The organism is Lysinibacillus sphaericus (assembly GCF_005217585.1).
GTDB lineage: Bacteria > Bacillota > Bacilli > Bacillales_A > Planococcaceae > Lysinibacillus > Lysinibacillus sphaericus.
Window position 1 is genome coordinate 2078849 of sequence record NZ_SZPT01000002.1, and the last position, 16535, is coordinate 2095383.

15 protein-coding genes and 1 riboswitch are annotated in these 16535 nt (G+C 37.6%); of the genes, 6 read left to right on the forward strand and 9 right to left on the reverse strand.

The window, feature by feature from the left end; all coding sequences use genetic code 11:
* Nucleotides 1-88: 88 nt before the first annotated feature.
* Complete coding sequence (locus FC748_RS15285) at nt 89-1237, forward strand: acyl-CoA dehydrogenase family protein (RefSeq protein ID WP_108030678.1); 1149 nt, start codon at nt 89-91, stop codon at nt 1235-1237.
* A gap of 519 nt (nt 1238-1756) precedes the next feature.
* Here the strand turns inward: FC748_RS15285 and FC748_RS15290 are convergent.
* From FC748_RS15290 to FC748_RS15300, 4 genes are all read right to left on the reverse strand, one after another.
* Nucleotides 1757-3943 carry an MFS domain-containing histidine kinase gene (locus FC748_RS15290; protein WP_108030679.1) on the reverse strand — a complete coding sequence of 729 codons (2187 nt, stop codon included), beginning with the start codon at nt 3941-3943 and terminating at the stop codon, nt 1757-1759.
* Between the two features lie 15 nt (nt 3944-3958).
* Entirely contained in the window at nt 3959-4114 is a 156-nt protein-coding gene (locus tag FC748_RS22135; RefSeq protein ID WP_162832719.1) for a hypothetical protein, read from the reverse strand.
* Nucleotides 4092-4784, reverse strand: coding sequence for a response regulator transcription factor (locus FC748_RS15295; RefSeq protein ID WP_024362745.1), 693 nt, complete (start codon nt 4782-4784; stop codon nt 4092-4094). Before FC748_RS15295 ends, FC748_RS22135 begins: the two co-directional genes overlap by 23 nt.
* A gap of 101 nt (nt 4785-4885) precedes the next feature.
* Nucleotides 4886-5746 (reverse strand): DMT family transporter, encoded by an 861-nt coding sequence (locus FC748_RS15300; RefSeq protein ID WP_108030680.1) that lies wholly within the window; start codon nt 5744-5746, stop codon nt 4886-4888.
* Between the two features lie 154 nt (nt 5747-5900).
* Between FC748_RS15300 and FC748_RS15305 the strand changes: the two genes are divergently transcribed.
* Entirely contained in the window at nt 5901-6131 is a 231-nt protein-coding gene (locus tag FC748_RS15305) for a MerR family transcriptional regulator (protein WP_108030681.1), read from the forward strand.
* A 61-nt stretch (nt 6132-6192) separates the two neighbouring features.
* Here FC748_RS15305 and FC748_RS15310 read toward each other — a convergent pair whose 3' ends face one another.
* From FC748_RS15310 to FC748_RS15320, 3 genes are all read right to left on the reverse strand, one after another.
* Nucleotides 6193-7179: a homoserine dehydrogenase family protein gene (locus FC748_RS15310; protein ID WP_024362742.1), complete on the reverse strand. Its 987-nt coding sequence runs from the start codon at nt 7177-7179 to the stop codon at nt 6193-6195.
* Between the two features lie 410 nt (nt 7180-7589).
* On the reverse strand, nt 7590-7976 hold the full coding sequence (locus FC748_RS15315; protein ID WP_024362741.1) for a hypothetical protein: 387 nt from the start codon (nt 7974-7976) through the stop codon (nt 7590-7592).
* Between the two features lie 398 nt (nt 7977-8374).
* Nucleotides 8375-9676, reverse strand: a complete 1302-nt coding sequence (locus FC748_RS15320; RefSeq protein ID WP_024362740.1) for an O-acetylhomoserine aminocarboxypropyltransferase/cysteine synthase family protein — start codon at nt 9674-9676, stop codon at nt 8375-8377.
* 114 nt (nt 9677-9790) lie between these two features.
* Nucleotides 9791-9904, reverse strand: a riboswitch (SAM riboswitch).
* 155 nt (nt 9905-10059) lie between these two features.
* Between FC748_RS15320 and FC748_RS15325 the strand changes: the two genes are divergently transcribed.
* Complete coding sequence (locus FC748_RS15325; protein ID WP_024362739.1) at nt 10060-10689, forward strand: glycerol-3-phosphate acyltransferase; 630 nt, start codon at nt 10060-10062, stop codon at nt 10687-10689.
* Nucleotides 10690-10749: 60 nt separating this feature from the next.
* Here FC748_RS15325 and FC748_RS15330 read toward each other — a convergent pair whose 3' ends face one another.
* A complete protein-coding gene (locus tag FC748_RS15330; protein WP_024362738.1) occupies nt 10750-12270 on the reverse strand; it encodes a succinyl-CoA:acetate CoA-transferase ScpC in 1521 nt (506 codons plus the stop codon).
* Nucleotides 12271-12578: 308 nt separating this feature from the next.
* On the opposite strand from FC748_RS15330, the gene chrR reads away from it, so the two are divergent.
* A complete protein-coding gene (gene chrR / locus FC748_RS15335) occupies nt 12579-13310 on the forward strand; it encodes a class II chromate reductase ChrR (RefSeq protein ID WP_108030682.1) in 732 nt (243 codons plus the stop codon).
* A 201-nt stretch (nt 13311-13511) separates the two neighbouring features.
* Nucleotides 13512-13937 carry a hypothetical protein gene (locus FC748_RS15340; RefSeq protein ID WP_025218501.1) on the forward strand — a complete coding sequence of 142 codons (426 nt, stop codon included), beginning with the start codon at nt 13512-13514 and terminating at the stop codon, nt 13935-13937.
* Between the two features lie 47 nt (nt 13938-13984).
* Here the strand turns inward: FC748_RS15340 and FC748_RS15345 are convergent, their stop codons facing one another.
* Entirely contained in the window at nt 13985-15664 is a 1680-nt protein-coding gene (locus FC748_RS15345) for a hypothetical protein (RefSeq protein ID WP_024362735.1), read from the reverse strand.
* Between the two features lie 190 nt (nt 15665-15854).
* Here FC748_RS15345 and FC748_RS15350 point away from each other — a divergent pair, with 190 nt between their 5' ends.
* Nucleotides 15855-16505 carry a lysoplasmalogenase gene (locus tag FC748_RS15350; protein WP_024362734.1) on the forward strand — a complete coding sequence of 217 codons (651 nt, stop codon included), beginning with the start codon at nt 15855-15857 and terminating at the stop codon, nt 16503-16505.
* Nucleotides 16506-16535 lie beyond the last annotated feature (30 nt).

Genomic DNA, 16535 nt, shown 5'->3' on the forward strand with positions numbered 1-16535 from the left:
CACTTTTATTTTGCACTGTATTTCAGTAACATTATAGATGTACTAGAAAATTTTTGCATAAACGAGCTAATAAAGGGGTGTTGTCTCAATGGGGAAGTACAAATTTGAATCAACTGAGCATGAGTTATTCCGTAAAACATTACGTAAGTTTTTAGCTGAAGAAGCAGAGGTACACTATGATCAATGGGAAAAAGATCACCTTATTCCACTAGAGTTTTGGCACAAGCTCGGACAATTAGGTTATTTATGTCCTCAAGTTGAAGAAGCGTACGGGGGCCTCGGGTTAGATTTCAGCTTTGGTGTTATTATTCAAGAGGAGTTAGAACGCGTAGGTTCAAGCCTGATTGGTGTCGGTTTGCATAATGATATCGTTGTGCCGTATATCGAGGCATATGGAAGCGCTGCGCAAAAATCGCGTTGGCTTCCAAAATGTGTAACAGGCGAGACGATTACTGCGATTGCTATGACTGAACCAGGAACAGGCTCCGATTTAGCCAATATCCAAACAACGGCTATTCGCGATGGCGATTATTTTATTGTCAATGGTCAAAAGACTTTTATCACAAATGGTATTCATGCAAATTTAGTGGTGGTTGCCGTAAAAACAAATCCTCATGCAGAGAAAAAGCATCGAGGTATTAGCCTTATCGTGATTGAGGAAGAAACACCAGGCTTTACAAAGGGACGCAAACTTGAAAAAGTAGGGATGCATGCACAAGATACAGCTGAACTATTTTTTGAAGATTGCCGTGTCCCAGTAGAAAATTTACTCGGGGAGGAAGGAAAAGGCTTCACCTATATGATGGAAAAGCTCCAACAAGAGCGTCTAGCTGTTGCAATTGCTGCCCAATCAGCAGCAGAAGATATGCTTGCTTTGACGGTTGATTATGTGAAATCACGTCAAGCTTTTGGAAAATCCATTAGTGACTTCCAAAATACGCAATTTAAAATTGCTGAAATGGCCACTAAAATAGAACTTGGCAAAACTTTTTTAGAATCCTTAATTGAAGAGCATATTGCGGGTCAAGATGTTGTGACAAAGGTCTCTATGGCGAAATACTGGATTACCGAAAATGCACGCGACATAGCAGCCCAATGTATGCAGTTACACGGTGGCTATGGCTATATGGAAGAATATAAAATTGCAAGACGTTATCGTGATATACCCGTAATGTCAATCTACGCAGGCACAAATGAAGTAATGAAAATGATAATTGCCAAAAATATAGGCTTATAAAAGCATTGTCGCTCCGAGCCAATGTGACTAGGACAAAAGGAAAAAGTGTTAGATTGCTTTAGTCAATCTAACACTTTTTTTGCTATGCCGTTGTTGTCCGCTTTGGTGGTGCTTTCCGTTCAGCGTAAGGCGCACCCCTCACTAACACACGTCGAGCAATCCTTCACTATAATCAATAAAGCTTCTCTCATATGAGTGGATATTTTACCAACACAGCTCCTTTGGCAACGTATTTCTCCAAAGTATTTCTTATCGCAGACGCTTTGAAGGGGAGGGAGTTTAATGTCACCGTAACATTTTTTAGCATAGGAGGAGGATAGGATAACTAGCAAGTTTACTAGTTGATTGGAGTGGAAGGTGCGACACTCCTTCAGGAACAGCACGAGCTGAAAATCCATTTTTTGTGGCGGATACTACAAAAATTAGTTGACGCAGTGCCTGCGGAAAGGGAGCGCTTGGAACGGAAATCAACGCTTTACCAAAATTTAAGCAGCGGCAAATAGATATGCCGCTGCTTTTTTATACTGCTGGAATTCGTACAATTACTTTAAATAAATCTCCATCTACTTCTATACTCATACGCGCTCCGTGCAAATCAACAATAGATTGCGCAATGGCTAAACCTAAGCCTGAGCCTTCTGTATGACGCGATGCATCAGCTCGCTTAAAGCGTTCAAACAATTCATCAGCATTTTCGCTTATTTCATATTTCGCAACATTTTTCACCGTGAATTCAGCATCACCATTTGCCACTCTTTTTAACGTAACATAGACACGTGTACCTTCTAATGCATATTTCAATACATTGACGATTAAATTATCAATCAATCTCCACCATTTTTGCCCGTCCACATAAGCGTAAATCGGCTCATTCGGCATTGTCATACGTAAGTCTAAGCGTGCCTGTGATAAATCCTCTTCATGCTCTCCAACTGCTTGCTGTACAAGCTGTGTGACATCCACACGACTTCGATGGAGCTCAATATTGCCACTCGCCATTTTGGATACTTCAAACAAATCCTCGATTAGCACTTTTAAACGGTCTGATTTTTTATCGAGAATATGAATATACTGCTTACGCTCCTCGTCCGTAATATCTGGATTTTTCAATAAATCCGTATACGTAATGATTGAAGTTAAAGGCGTACGTAAATCATGGCTAACGTTTGTAATAAGCTCTGTTTTTAAGCGTTCACTCTTTGCCTGCTCATGCATTGATGTACGAACACCTTCACGTAAGTGATTAAGATTTTCGGCATGAGCTGCTAATGGGGATTTCCCCTTCACTTTTACATCTCGATTAAGTCGCCCTTCTGCCATATCCTTTGTATCTTTCATAATGCGATTTAAATAGCCCATTTTAGATAGGAAGACAACCATTGCTGGGATACCAACAATCCCACAGATGCCGAATACCATAACCGGAAATCCTCCGCCCATAGAAACACTCGCAACAAAACTACCACCACCAAAAAAGGCAGCTGCGACCATGACAATCGAGTTTAGTGCGATTGATCGATTTAAAAATAAATCAGTCATGGATTCTCCAATTCCCCATAAATAACTGTCTTGTGCATGTTCACTTAGCTTTTCAACAGTATTAACGCGACCATATAACCAAATAACTTGCACGAAAAACGCAACACCAATAATGATCAAAATCAATGCTTTAAAAGCAAAGTCAATTAAAAAACGCACATAATTGTATTGATACATATATTCAATTGCTTCAAATGCAGCATATGAAGAAAACCAATAGATACAACCTGTAATAAACAATATGACAATTTGGATATCAATGCGAAACTTCGCTAGAGATTCTTTTTCTTTTAGTGCCCCAATCGTTGGCAGCAATTCTTTCCGCCCTTTCCAAGCAAAGAATGCCGCGATAAGACTTGATATCCAAATCATAAAGAACATATATTGATTGCGTTTAAATCGGTCATAGCCTTCCATAATTGCTGCGGATTGGGCTGCTTTTTTAGAAATCGTAATCGTCCCAGTGTAATCAGTCATTTCATTTAATACGTCGGATTCGATGTATACATCTGAACCGTATAATAAATTACTTGAATTGTTACTAATACTTCCTGTTCTTATTGGCGGTTCTATATATGTTTTTTTGTATACATTACTGTCAGTAATATTTCCTGAACGATAGGTTTCACCATTTTCATCTGTTAATTCATAAGAAAAATAATTATAATTTTTCGCGAAATCTTTTGCTTCATCTTTTACAGATTTTATATATTTATCAATAAGCGCGCCCTTTTGCGCCACAATTTTCTTACGAACATATTCATCATCTTCAAAGTTTTTCGTAATATCTTTTATTTTGGCATCTTGCTCATTTTCAAGCTTTGTCTTTAAATCATTGGCATTATTATCAGCTGCTTCTTGAATACGAGACTCATATTGACTTTTTATATTGTCGATTTGCGTGCCGAGTGAGCCATAATAATTTCGATGTTCCTCAATTTCATTTTGCGAAACTGTAATCTTGCTCTTCAATTCCTCTGCGGTTGGTATATTTAACGCGAGCGGTCCTATTTCTGCTAGGAAATTGTCCAGTTCATGTTGAAATTTTTCAGATTGAAAATAAGATTTCCCTACATACTGATAACCAATTTTTGAAAATGTAAACACACCGAATATAAACCACGTTAAACAAATAATTGTAAGAAGAGGTTTCCAATTTTTCATCATGTTTTTAACGCTCCTCTAAAAAATTTTTTCAAAAAACTGTAGCATTTCGGAGGAGCGAGCATTGACCATTTGATAGGCATAAATACCGAAATAAATTAGACCGATTACACCTGCCACAAACCCTGCTATCGTGGCATACTTTTCTATTTTATTTTTCCATTTTATAGCCAACGCCCCACACCACCTTTAAGTAACGTGGATTTTTCGGATCCGCTTCAATTTTTTCCCGTATTTTTCGAATGTGGACTGCTACAATATTTTCTGCATTATAAGCTTCCTCATTCCAGACACGTTCATAAATTTCTCGAATCGAAAACACACGCCCTGCATTTTTCATTAATAATTCTGTAATTTTGTATTCAATGGGTGTTAAGCGAACTGGTTCGCCTTCTAACACTACTTCCTTGGCATCTTCATCTAGCACTAAACCATCAATTTCCACCTTCGCAACCCCGTCATGATACGTCCCAAGTTGTACATAACGACGCAATTGTGATTTAACACGCGCCAACAGCTCTAGTGGATGAAATGGCTTTGTTACGTAGTCATCTGCCCCAACAGATAACCCATGAATCTTGTCTCCATCTTCAGCTTTCGCACTAAGCATAATAATTGGAATATTGCGTTCTGCTCGTATTTTAAACGTTGCAGTGATACCATCCATATTGGGCATCATAATATCTAAAATAATCAAATGGACTTCATTGTTTTCCAGCTTTTCAATCGCTTCCACACCATCTGCTGCCTTAATAACATGATAGCCTTCATTTTTTAAGTAAATTTCAATACCATCACGAATATCTTGATCATCATCTGTTACAAGAACTGTTAACTTCGTCATGATATACACCTCGCTCTCAATTAATAGTGTACAGTTTAAATCTTAAAAACCAACTAGGATAAAAATGAAGAATTTCTTAAGCTTTTACCTATTGTTCATCCTTATTTATTTTTTCTTCCAGTCAATGTTAGAACCACAATTCCTCCAAGCAACATGGCTACACCTACCCAAGATGTTGAACTTAGATGTTCTCCAACTAGCAATACCCCGAGCATAGCGGCAGTCAATGGCTCTGCAAGTGACAACGTTACAGCAGAGGACGAGCTAATTTTCTGGAGCCCACTTAAAAATAATAAATACGCTATGCTTGTACACATAACGCCCATAAAAATCATTGTCCATAAATTTTGCATCTCTGCAAGCCAGCTAAAGCCACTACTGATAGAAAACGGTAATAACAATACTGCACAAATCGAAAATGTCATCGCCACTGCAGGCAATGCTTCCTGCTGCGCCATTAATTGTTTACTCATATTTGTGTACACGGCAAAAGATAATCCTGCACAAACGGCTAGCCCAACCCCGCCTAAATGAATAGCACGATCACCACTATTGATGAATAATAAAATACAACCTGTAATCGTCATGATTGTGGCAATATCCCATATTTTAGAGGGGCGCGTTTTCCAAAATAACCACTCTAGTACGCCTGAAAACATAGGAGCACTCCCAATTGTCACAACGGTTCCAATCGCTACACCTGTTAAACGGATGGAAGTAAAAAAAAGACCTTGGAATAAGGCAATACTTGCGGCCGCTAATATTGTCCATTTCCAGGACCATGTCCGAAAAGAGATTTTACGTAATAACACGGCTACGACAAATAATACCCCCCCTCCAATTGCTGAACGAATCGTCGCTACAGCGATGGGAGATACACCTTTATCTAAAAAAGTTTGTGCTGTCCCTGTCATTCCCCATAAAATAGCTGCTAGAAGAACAAAAAAATATGGATAGACCATTGCTTATCCCTCCTGCCTATAACACGATTACTACTAACTATACAGATTTATCCAAAATCAAACAATTCCCAATTTCCTTTCCTTACATTAATCCATCATTATGCTTTCCATTCGAGAGAAGGTATAATAGGTACATCAAAAGGAGCGACCGCTTATGTATAAAACTATTGAAGAAACAGCCATTGATCTTGGCATGCCAGAGGAGCAAGTACTACGACTTGTTTATGAAGGACGCATCCGTTCCATATATGATGGTCATCAATTACTAATTAACAATGCACAATTTAGCACCTATTTTGAACAACTAGAACGGATAAAAGAAGAAATTGAAATTTGGCGTAACACACCCATTCCTGAAGATATCGACGTTAAAGATGAAGACTAAAGACTAAAAGTGCCAGTCACCCAAACAATTCAAAATTGTTTGAGTGACTGGCACCACATACTTAAATACTTACAACGAACCCAGCGCGTTTTCCGATAATTTCAGCGTAGTCTTCCACCATCACGCTTGCTGTTGGATACATGCCTGCACCTGGTCCTACCAATGTTAATGTACCAATATAGTTTGTTTCTAGCGCAACCGCATTATTAACATCATCTACTGGATAAAGTGGATGCTCTTTATCTACTAGTTGTGGCCCGACTTTTGCCACCACTTTACCGTTCGCTAATTTCTCCACTTCGGCTACATGGCGATAACGTAAGCCTTTTTCACAAGCATCTTTCACCTGTTCAGCAGAGATACAGTCAATACCAATTACTTCAACATCAGCCCAATCTGGTTGTTCACCAAATGCTAATGCACTTAAAATCATTAGCTTTTTAAAAGCATCTTGACCAGACACATCATTATAAGGATCTGCTTCTGCATATCCTAAGTTTTGTGCTTCTTTTAAGGCTTTCTCGAAGGACCAGCCTTGAGCACGCATTTTTGTTAAAATATAGTTTGAAGTACCATTCAAAATACCTTGAATTCGACTCACATCGTTTACAAGCAAAATATTTTTCATCGTTTTGATAACAGGCACACCACCTGCTGTAGTTGCTTCAAAGCCAACGAAAACACCATTTGCCTTTGCAAGCTCCTGTAACTCTAAGCCACGTTTGGCAAACATCACTTTGTTCGCTGTAATCACATGACATTTATGTTCAACCGCACGCTTTAAATAGCCAAATGCCGGCTCTTCATTGACAATCGCTTCGAATACAACTTGCATGCCAGGCTCTGCCAACACTTCATCCATACTCGTTGTCATTAAGTGAGCTGTGCCCGGAACACGTTCACGACTAGCATCCGTTACTAATATTTTTGCTACTTCTAACTCAATGCCTAATTTATGTTTTAGCTCTTCACGCTTTTCATTTAAAATATGATAAATCCCTTGACCTACAGTTCCAAATCCTAAGATCGCTGCCTTTATAGTTGCCATACTTGATTCCCTCCAACGTACATTTCTCCAGTTTTCTCTCTATATAAAGTTTGTGCCTACAAGCACATATTCAAATAATTCAAAATTTAACCTAAAGAAAATTGTAACGCAAATAAATCCATTGCACAAGAAAAATCTTTCTAGGATGGACATTTGTTTTCTCTAGGCGTGCAAAAGAAATCGGTTTCATTGCCTTTATTATACGTTTTTTTTATAAATCTATAATTTTTGAACAAATATTGACGATTCTTTTATAAAAAAAATGCCTTTCTTCTATTATATATGTACGAAGATACTACCTATAGAATGGCTGTCTTGAAAAGTCGAAACAAATTCAACAAATAACTTAGCACAACAAAAAGCTCATTCCCTATAGCAGTAGAGAATGAGCTAAAAAATATAAGGGAAAGTTAACTTGCTAGTAAAAATAATCGATAACGATATTGTGCTAAAGCTGATTGTACTAGTTTGATTTCTTCCTGTGTAAAGTTCGGTATGGCATATGTGCGCTCAATTAGTTGAAATGACCCATATTGTAAGTAATACTCTGTCGCAGGTAGCGCGATATGGTCTGTACCATGAACTTTATACTCTTCAAAAACTTCTTTTACAGTATAGCCTTCTTCTTTAGCATATACGATTTCTTCAAAAGCACTATGTCCAAAGGTTTGTTGCCATTTTGATTCAACTGTCGAAAGTAAGTATTGAATGGCCATATTATTTACAAAATGATGGCTTTCATTTAATTCATATATAAGATAAGCAGTTACATTTTGTGCACGATAAATATTTGCCATTGATAACACTCCTTTTTCGATCAGTTATGGAAAGCGAGAGTAGCTACTGGCTATGTAGCTACCCCCTTTCATGTATATATTCAAAAGTGGGGGAGCACTTATGAAAACAAGTTAGTTGTTTTCGCCTAATGAATGGCGGTGAAAGTTTAGTAACATCAACACTTTGTTCAAGGTTGGTAGCCTTTCGAACGTTTTACTTAATCCCTAGTATACAGCATGGCATTAACTAAGTCAACAATACTTATAAAATTACTAGGTATTATTTATAAAAAATTTCTGAAAACTCACCAAATGAGGTAAGGATTAATGTAGCAACGTTATACGCATTACCAAATGAGGCTTTTCGAATGAGAAAATACGTAAACGCTACAACATACATCTTTGTTTATCTAAATAGGTTATGCTTCTACTTTTTGTTCAGTAGTTGTTACTTGCGCAATAGCTTGTTCTAAATCTGCAATAATATCCTCAACTGCCTCTAAACCGATTGATAAGCGAATGAGCGACTCGGAAACGCCAGTTTGGATTAATTCCTCAGCAGATAACTGTTGATGAGTTGTAGACGCTGGGTGAATAATTAGTGATTTTGCATCGCCTACATTTGCTACGTGTGAAAATAATTTTACGCTGTCTATTAATTGACGGCCTGCTTCTCGTCCACCTTTAATGCCAAATGTAAGCACTGAACCGAAGCCATTTTTCAAATATTTCTTCGCTAAATCATGTGTAGCAAAATCTTCTAATCCATTATAGTTTACATACTCCACAGATGGGTGGTTACGTAAATATTCTGCAACTGCTAATGCATTTTCATTATGTTTAGGAATACGCAAATGAAGCGTTTCTAAACCTTGTAATAAGTTAAATGCAGCATCTGCACTTAATGTTGGTCCAAAATCACGTAGTAATTGCACGCGCAGTTTTGTGGCAAATGCAGCCGCTGCCGTATCAATACCGTATCGTAATCCATGATAAGATGCATCAGGTTCTGTAAATCCTGGGAATCTACCTTGAGTCCAATCAAATTTCCCCGCATCCACAACTACACCACCTAAAGTTGTACCGTGACCGCCAATCCATTTTGTCGCTGAGTGAACGACGATATCTGCACCGAAGTCGATTGGTGTTGAGCCATATGGTGAAGCAAAAGTGCTATCAATAATTAAAGGTAAACCGTTGTCATGTGCAATTGTAGCTACTGCCTCTACATCTAGCACTTTTAAGCTTGGGTTTCCGTAAATTTCAGCGAACACTGCTTTTGTCTTTTCATTAATGGCAGATCGGAAATTTTCAGGATTTGTTTCATCTACGAAAATTGTTTTAATACCGTAGTTTGGTAGTGTATTTGCTAATAAGTTATATGTTCCTCCGTATAAAGAACTTGCTGCTACGATTTCATCCCCTGCTCCTGCAAGATTTAAAATTGAAAATGCGATAGCTGCTGCACCTGATGAAAGTGCTACTGCTGCTGTACCGCCCTCCAATAAAGCGACACGTTTTTCAAAAACATCTACAGTTGGGTTTGTAATACGTGTATAAATATTGCCCGCTTCTTCTAATGCGAAAAGACGTTGCGCATGAGCAGTGTCTTTAAATACGAAAGCTGTAGAACGGTACACCGGTACAGTTCGAGAGCCTGTCACTGGGTCTGGCTCTTGGCCACCGTGTAATAGTAAAGTTTCTGGTTTAAAATTCGACATGTTTTCTTCCTCCTAAATGGGTTTTTACGATGGTACCGGAGATGAGGAGGATTTATGTGAGAAAACAAAAACCCCCTTCAGTTAAGAAGAGGGTTGCGGTTGCAAGTTTTCCTCCCCTTATCTGCCAGATCCAAGTAAGAATCTGTAGGAATTAGCACCTTAGCAAGTTCGTCACTCGCTGGTTGCCGGGCATCATAGGGCCTATCCCTCCGCCGCTCTTGATAAGAGTATGTGATTCAATTTCCATCGTTGTTACACAGTATAAACATAGACTTTTTTTCTGTCAACAGTAAAATTTATTTTTTTCTGAAACTTCTGTCTGCTCCTTTACGTAATAAGAACACATACACTATATAAAAATGTAGTTTGAAAGGAGTATTTTTATGGTAAAAGCCATGATTATTTTTATTATTATTGGTTATCTAATCGGCTGTATTCATGGCTCTAAAGTGGCACAGTTTCTATCTGGAGTAGATTTAAAAAAGACTGGCCATGGCAATGCGGGTGCCTCAAACGCAACGCTTTCTCTTGGATGGAAATACGGCATATTAGTAGCACTTATAGATATAGGTAAAGGCGTTGCTGCCGTACTATGCGCACTTTACTACTTTACCTCCAATGCTTCACAATTTACTGAAGTACAAATGTGGTTATTAACCTATGCTATAGCTGCTAGTGTAATACTAGGTCATAACTTCCCGTTCCATATGGGCTTCAAAGGCGGTAAAGGAACTGCATCAATCATAGGCATATTGCTCGCTATTGATTGGAAAATTGCATTATTTGCACTTATGTTATTTGTCATTTTATCTTTAACAACAAATTATTTAATCATTGGTGTGCTTGTATTTTATATTGTTTTTTGTACAGCAACTTACTTATGGATACCTGGTATTGGACCAACAATGATTGCAATTGTTCTTTTTGGTATCGCGCTTATGTTGCATATTGAAAATATTAAACGGCTTATCCAAGGGACAGAGCCTAAAGTAACATCTGCCTTTAAAAAATAAACTTAAACAAATTAAAGCCTTGAGAGACAACAAACAAACTCTCAAGGCTTTTTTATATCATTATTTTGCAAATGATGGATCTTGCATTGTACCGTTCTTAGCTAAATTGACATGCCAAGAAAGCGCTTTTTCTAAAATATGTGGTGTATGGTGGCCGCCTGTTGCCTCGTTCGCTTCGTTAAAGTACGCCCATAATTGTTCCTTATAATCTGGATGCGCACAGTTTTCAATAATACGTCCTACACGCTCTTTCGGTGCTAAACCACGCAAGTCTGCAACACCTTGTTCTGTGACAATAATATCTACATCATGTTCTGTATGGTCTACATGCGAAACCATTGGTACGATACTAGAAATTTTACCGCCTTTTGCATACGATTTCGTCACAAAAATACCTAACCGTGCATTACGAGCAAAATCACCAGAACCACCAATCCCATTCATCATTCGTGTGCCAGAAACATGAGTTGAATTTACATTACCATAAATATCTAGCTCAAGCGCTGTATTTACAGAAATTAAACCGAGTCGACGGATAATTTCCGGATGATTAGAAATTTCCTGTGGACGTAATACTAATTTATCAGCATATTTTTCAAAATTTCCATAAACACGGTTTCCTACCTCTTCCGATAGGGTAATAGAAGTAGCAGATGCAAAGCTTACTTTTCCAGCATCCATTAATTCAAAAACAGCATCTTGCAGTACTTCTGAATAAACTTCTAAATTCTCAAACTCGGAATCTTTGAAACCTAGTAATACAGCATTTGCTACTGAGCCTACACCTGATTGTAACGGGCGTAAACTTGTTGTTAAACGACCTACTTTAATCTCTTCGCGCAGGAAGTTCAGCAAATGATTTGCCATAATATCTGTTTCTTCATCAGCTGGAACAATTGTTGATGGCGCATCTAAAATATCTGAAATAACAATACCTTTTACTTTGTCTAAGTCTAGTGGAATGCCAATTGTGCCAAGACGATCTGACGCATTTAGCATTGGAATTGGATCACGTTTACCTTGTGGTCCTGGTACAAAAATATCATGCACACCCTCTAATGCATCAAGCTGGGCTACGTTTAGCTCGATGATTACTTGATCTGCTTCTTGTACGAAAATCGGAGAGTTACCAACTGAAGTTGTAGGAATTAATAAGCCATCTTCTGTAATTGCAGCAGCTTCAATAATAGCAAAGTCAATCGGACCAATAATACCTTGGCGTACTAGTTCCGCATTATGTGATAAATGGGCATCAACATAAGTGACTTCTCCACTATTGATCATATTTCGGATACCTGGGTCTCCTTGGAAAGGACCACGTTTGCGAATTACACCCGCTTCGGCTAAGTATTGGTCGACTTCTGGTCCAAGTGATGCACCTGTATATACATCTACTTTGAAGCTTTCTGTTTTCGCTTTCTCCACAAGTGCAAGCGGTACCACTTTCACATCGCCTGCACGTGTAAATCCGCTCATACCAAGTACCATGCCGTCCTTAATCCAAGATGCTGCTTCTTCTGCTGTTACAACTTTGTTTCGTAACTGTTCATTACGAAGCTTTTTTGCTAACTTTTCATCCATTCCTTATTCCTCCATCCCACATTTAATTGCTTCAACTAGATTATTTGTCCTATACATCCGTACACCCACAAATGTCAAAATACAGTAGATAAATAATCTGTCGCCATACATAATTTTACACTAAAGAGAACATTTAAGCTATATCTAACAATATATTTTACTTTACGAGGTATTTTTGTCCTAGCTCAAATTATTTAAAAATAGTTTTTTATAAATGATTTTAAGTTTTTTTATTGAAGTTTATTCGATTTTAGCGAAAAAGCGTGATATGCTCTTGGTATATTTAAGGGGAAAAGGAGAATTTTTAAATGGTGAAAGAATTATTGCGTAACCACTCTTCAGTTCGTATTTACGATGGAAATCCTATTTCTAAAGAAATTATTGAAGATTTAATTGCCACAGCACAGATGGCGGCAACCTCTCACTTTGTACAAGCCTATAGCGTAATTTGGGTAACAGACGAAGCGAAAAAAGAACAGCTCGGTTTGCTCTCTGGCAATCCACGTCAATACGAAACTTCGGGTGGTGCTTTTGTCTTTTGTGTAGACTTTAAACGTCTGCAAATGGCTGGGAAATTAGAAGGTGTTGATATTGTGGCAGACTCGGCTGAAAATGTCCTCGTTGGTGTAGCAGATGTTTCGTTATTCGCACAAAACTTTGTGATTGCTGCTGAATCAATGGGCTATGGCATTTGCTATATTGGGGGTGTACGTAATAAGCCTGAGGAAATTAGCGAATTATTGAATCTACCAGATTATGTATTCCCATTGTTTGGTTTAACAATTGGCGTTCCTGCACGACGCAATGAAGTCAAACCTCGCTTACCAGTAGCTGCTGTCCTACATGAAAATGAGTACAATTGTGATAAATACGAGGAACTTTTACCAGCTTACAATGAAACAATGGAAGATTATTACAATAGCCGCTCCTCCAATCGTAAAATTGATAACTGGACAAAGCAAATGGCTGATTTTTTAATTGAACAACGTCGTCCTTTCATCAATCGCTTCTTAGCACAGAAAGGTTTTAATTGGAAATAACTTTTTCTTTTGGAGTTACTATCGTATGATAATAACTCCACTTTTTTTATATTTTGAACCCTTTTTTATAGCTTATGTAGTATTTTTGTCTTGAATGGTCTGTTAAATTCAGGTACAAATTAAACGAAAAGACTCTTTCCTTTTCCTACCTTTTCATTAATATTAATAGAAGGACCCTATCTCGAAAGGAGTTATGCAAAAATGTCTTATGTTAATAAGCATCTTGCTCGTACCCTAGAACAACAACATAAGAGAAGCGTAAGAAGTTTATTTTTAAAAATACAAGACTTAAATAACGACTGTGTACTTTTAAGAAAGAGGCTAGAACAACATATTGATATCAAACAATACAAAGAAGCTATTGCCTACGTCGATCAATTCGTTTCCTATACAACCATTTTAAATTTAAAATTTGTCACGAATACGCAGAACCTAGAAGTGGTTGTGCTACACGCACTTTTATTGGAGCATATTATAGAAAGTGAAACATCGTTCTCTTTCGAATATGAAACGAATTTGTTACATGGTTATATTCAAGAGATACTGGCATTAAATGATCATGCCTCTACACTTTTTACAAATCATAAAGAAAAAATGCACCGTTACATTGAAACGCAAACTACATAAAAAAGACGATCAAGCCAACAAAATTCATTGTGCTGATCGTCTTTTGTTTATTGTAACCCTTTAATAATTAGCGAGCGTACTGGTAAAAACTGTTCTCCTGTTTCACCATACGTAATAACTACTTCGTCACCTTCTTGTAAATAAATCGCAAGAGGCTCCGTCTCTGCACTTACTGAATAGTTTTCACCATTATTCAGTAAAAACGATACAATGGTAAAGTCACCTAGGCGTTCCTTATAAACGCGTAGTACTGTTCCACTTGCATTTTTCTCTTCTGCATTCGAACTACCTTCAACCGTACTTCCTCCACGACTAAGCGCTGTTTTATATAATTTCAACGCCTCTTTTGGTGTTGTTGCATAGGCTGAGATTTCAGGATTTGCTGCGGAAACGATAAAATAATTTTGTAAGAAGCCATTCGCATCGAGCACTGCTGTTAACCAACTTGCTTCCCCGTAAAAGTTATACAATACAGGCATTTCTCCTGCCCACTTCTTCTCAATAAATTTCTTTTCAATAATTTGTAGATTTCCTTGTGAATCCATATATGAAGCATCTTGATTTCCTGTATAATATGTCGCTTCACCAGTTCGTGCATTCGTTAATGAATAGCCCAGCATTGAATCCACGCCCTCTTTTGGACTCGTGAAGTCTGTGAAATAGTACATTTCGCCTTCCTCATTAAATATCGGACTTACATTCGATTCAGTCCCTTCATCAGAAGGTAATTTGACATCTTTTTTGCCAAACATACTATTCCAGTAACCATGCACATATTTTCCGTAATAGCTATTTTGTAAACTTACTGTCTCAGGTGAAACAGCTCCATCAATAAATGCTGGAACATCTGCTAATTTCACAATTTCAGATTTACCTGTTAATGCATCTACAAGGACAATCCCTTGTACATCAAAGCCATTTCGAGCAGATATAAACTCCCCGTAGGAACGGATATAGTACGGTTTACCGTCATCATCGATTTCCAGCTGAACATCCCCATAGAAAATAAGGAAAGGATGTTGCAAGCGCATATGACGCTCCAAATTAGCATTTAAATAGGCAGAAGGAACATATTTCATTTCCTGTGCGATAAATTTTGGGTTATCCGCTGAGTCTGTCGCACTCATTGTAAAATAACCAGGTGTCGTTTTGCCGTTCATCCATTTAAAGAAACCTGAAAATTCAACAGGTGCAATATAAACATATTCACCATTTACCTTTTGGATTTGTAAGCGTCCTAGTTCATAATAGCTTGTATTCGGTACTTGGCCGAAAGCTTTTTTCATTTTATTGCGGACGAATTTTGGTGGAACACTCGCTGGCGTTTGTGTTTCATCAAACGGCTTGATTTCAACCTCTTCTTTCATTTCCGCGGATTTGAATTTATCGTTAGCATTCCATAGCGGTGCGGACAATACATACACGCCGACGAATAAGCTTGCTAAAAATAAACCACCTTTCACTTTTCTTTCAATACCACTTGCAAGAAATGCACCACTCAAAGTGAGTAGTATAATCACTGGCCAAAAGACAAGCCAGTTAACATCAATTTTTGTAACATATAGCGTAATACCTGATGCAATAAATCCTATAACAAAGACTCCGATAAAAAAGTAGCCAATTACTTTTTTCGATTGTCCATCTTCACGCTTTTTCGTTATTAACGGTGTTAATAATACACTCGCAATAATTGCAATGACTGCAGAAGCTATCAATAGCTTAGTCATTTCGTTCACCCTCTCCTCACTTACTGTCTTCTTATTTACGGTTACATACTAAAAAAGTTTCAAACATAAATTATACGGACACTTCTTCCCTTCTACTCTTCGGTAAAACAATTCTGAATAATACAGCTTAATGACGAATAAAGGATTTTAAGCATCGATAGAGAATTTCAAAGAAAAGGGGCTGAAAAATTTGGCGAAAAAATGGTTGTTAACGTGTATCATTGTGCTTGGTCTTTATTATATTTTTTTCTTCTCGCATATTGACCAAAATGTAAAACTGATATTCAAGGTCATACCGATGATTTTGATAATCTTTATGGCGATAACCCAAAAAGTACAATCGATTAAAAAATATCAACTATTCATTATTATAGGTCTAGTTTTTTGTATGATAGGAGACTACACATTACAATGGTTTCTTATTGGTCTTACAAGTTTCTTAATCGGTCATGTTTTTTATATCTTCGCCTTTTCAGGTACTAGTGAACAGCCAGTACCAACTTGGGCAAAAATCGGATTACTTCTATATGGTGCCGCAATGACTATCTGGATTGCCAGTACCGTATTTAAATCCGGAGAAACCGTACTTACTTTTGCAGTTCTTGCTTATATTTCTATCATTTTAACGATGGGCTGGACGGCTATTCGTACAGGTTCTCCCTTTGCTATTATTGGCGCTTTATTATTTATCGCATCCGATTCCTATTTAGCGATTAATAAGTTTATCATGCCATTACCTTTTGCGCATGAGGTTATTATGATGACCTATTATAGTGCGCAAATACTTATTGCATTGAGCATCCTTCAATATTCCGAAATCCGAAGTAAAGTGGTACAATGAAAGTGCCTGGCACTCAAACAATTCAGAATT

Bases quoted from the DNA above. Each gene is read 5' to 3' on its own strand.
- FC748_RS15340 (WP_025218501.1), top strand. From the start codon at position 13,512: ATGTCTTATGTTAATAAGCATCTTGCTCGTACCCTAGAACAACAACAT.
- FC748_RS15290 (WP_108030679.1), bottom strand. From the start codon at position 3,943: ATGATGAAAAATTGGAAACCTCTTCTTACAATTATTTGTTTAACGTGG.
- chrR (WP_108030682.1), top strand. From the start codon at position 12,579: ATGGTGAAAGAATTATTGCGTAACCACTCTTCAGTTCGTATTTACGAT.
- FC748_RS15285 (WP_108030678.1), top strand. From the start codon at position 89: ATGGGGAAGTACAAATTTGAATCAACTGAGCATGAGTTATTCCGTAAA.
- FC748_RS15295 (WP_024362745.1), bottom strand. From the start codon at position 4,784: ATGACGAAGTTAACAGTTCTTGTAACAGATGATGATCAAGATATTCGT.
- FC748_RS15315 (WP_024362741.1), bottom strand. From the start codon at position 7,976: ATGGCAAATATTTATCGTGCACAAAATGTAACTGCTTATCTTATATAT.
- FC748_RS15300 (WP_108030680.1), bottom strand. From the start codon at position 5,746: ATGGTCTATCCATATTTTTTTGTTCTTCTAGCAGCTATTTTATGGGGA.
- FC748_RS15305 (WP_108030681.1), top strand. From the start codon at position 5,901: ATGTATAAAACTATTGAAGAAACAGCCATTGATCTTGGCATGCCAGAG.
- FC748_RS15320 (WP_024362740.1), bottom strand. From the start codon at position 9,676: ATGTCGAATTTTAAACCAGAAACTTTACTATTACACGGTGGCCAAGAG.
- FC748_RS15330 (WP_024362738.1), bottom strand. From the start codon at position 12,270: ATGGATGAAAAGTTAGCAAAAAAGCTTCGTAATGAACAGTTACGAAAC.
- FC748_RS15310 (WP_024362742.1), bottom strand. From the start codon at position 7,179: ATGGCAACTATAAAGGCAGCGATCTTAGGATTTGGAACTGTAGGTCAA.
- FC748_RS15345 (WP_024362735.1), bottom strand. From the start codon at position 15,664: ATGACTAAGCTATTGATAGCTTCTGCAGTCATTGCAATTATTGCGAGT.
- FC748_RS15325 (WP_024362739.1), top strand. From the start codon at position 10,060: ATGGTAAAAGCCATGATTATTTTTATTATTATTGGTTATCTAATCGGC.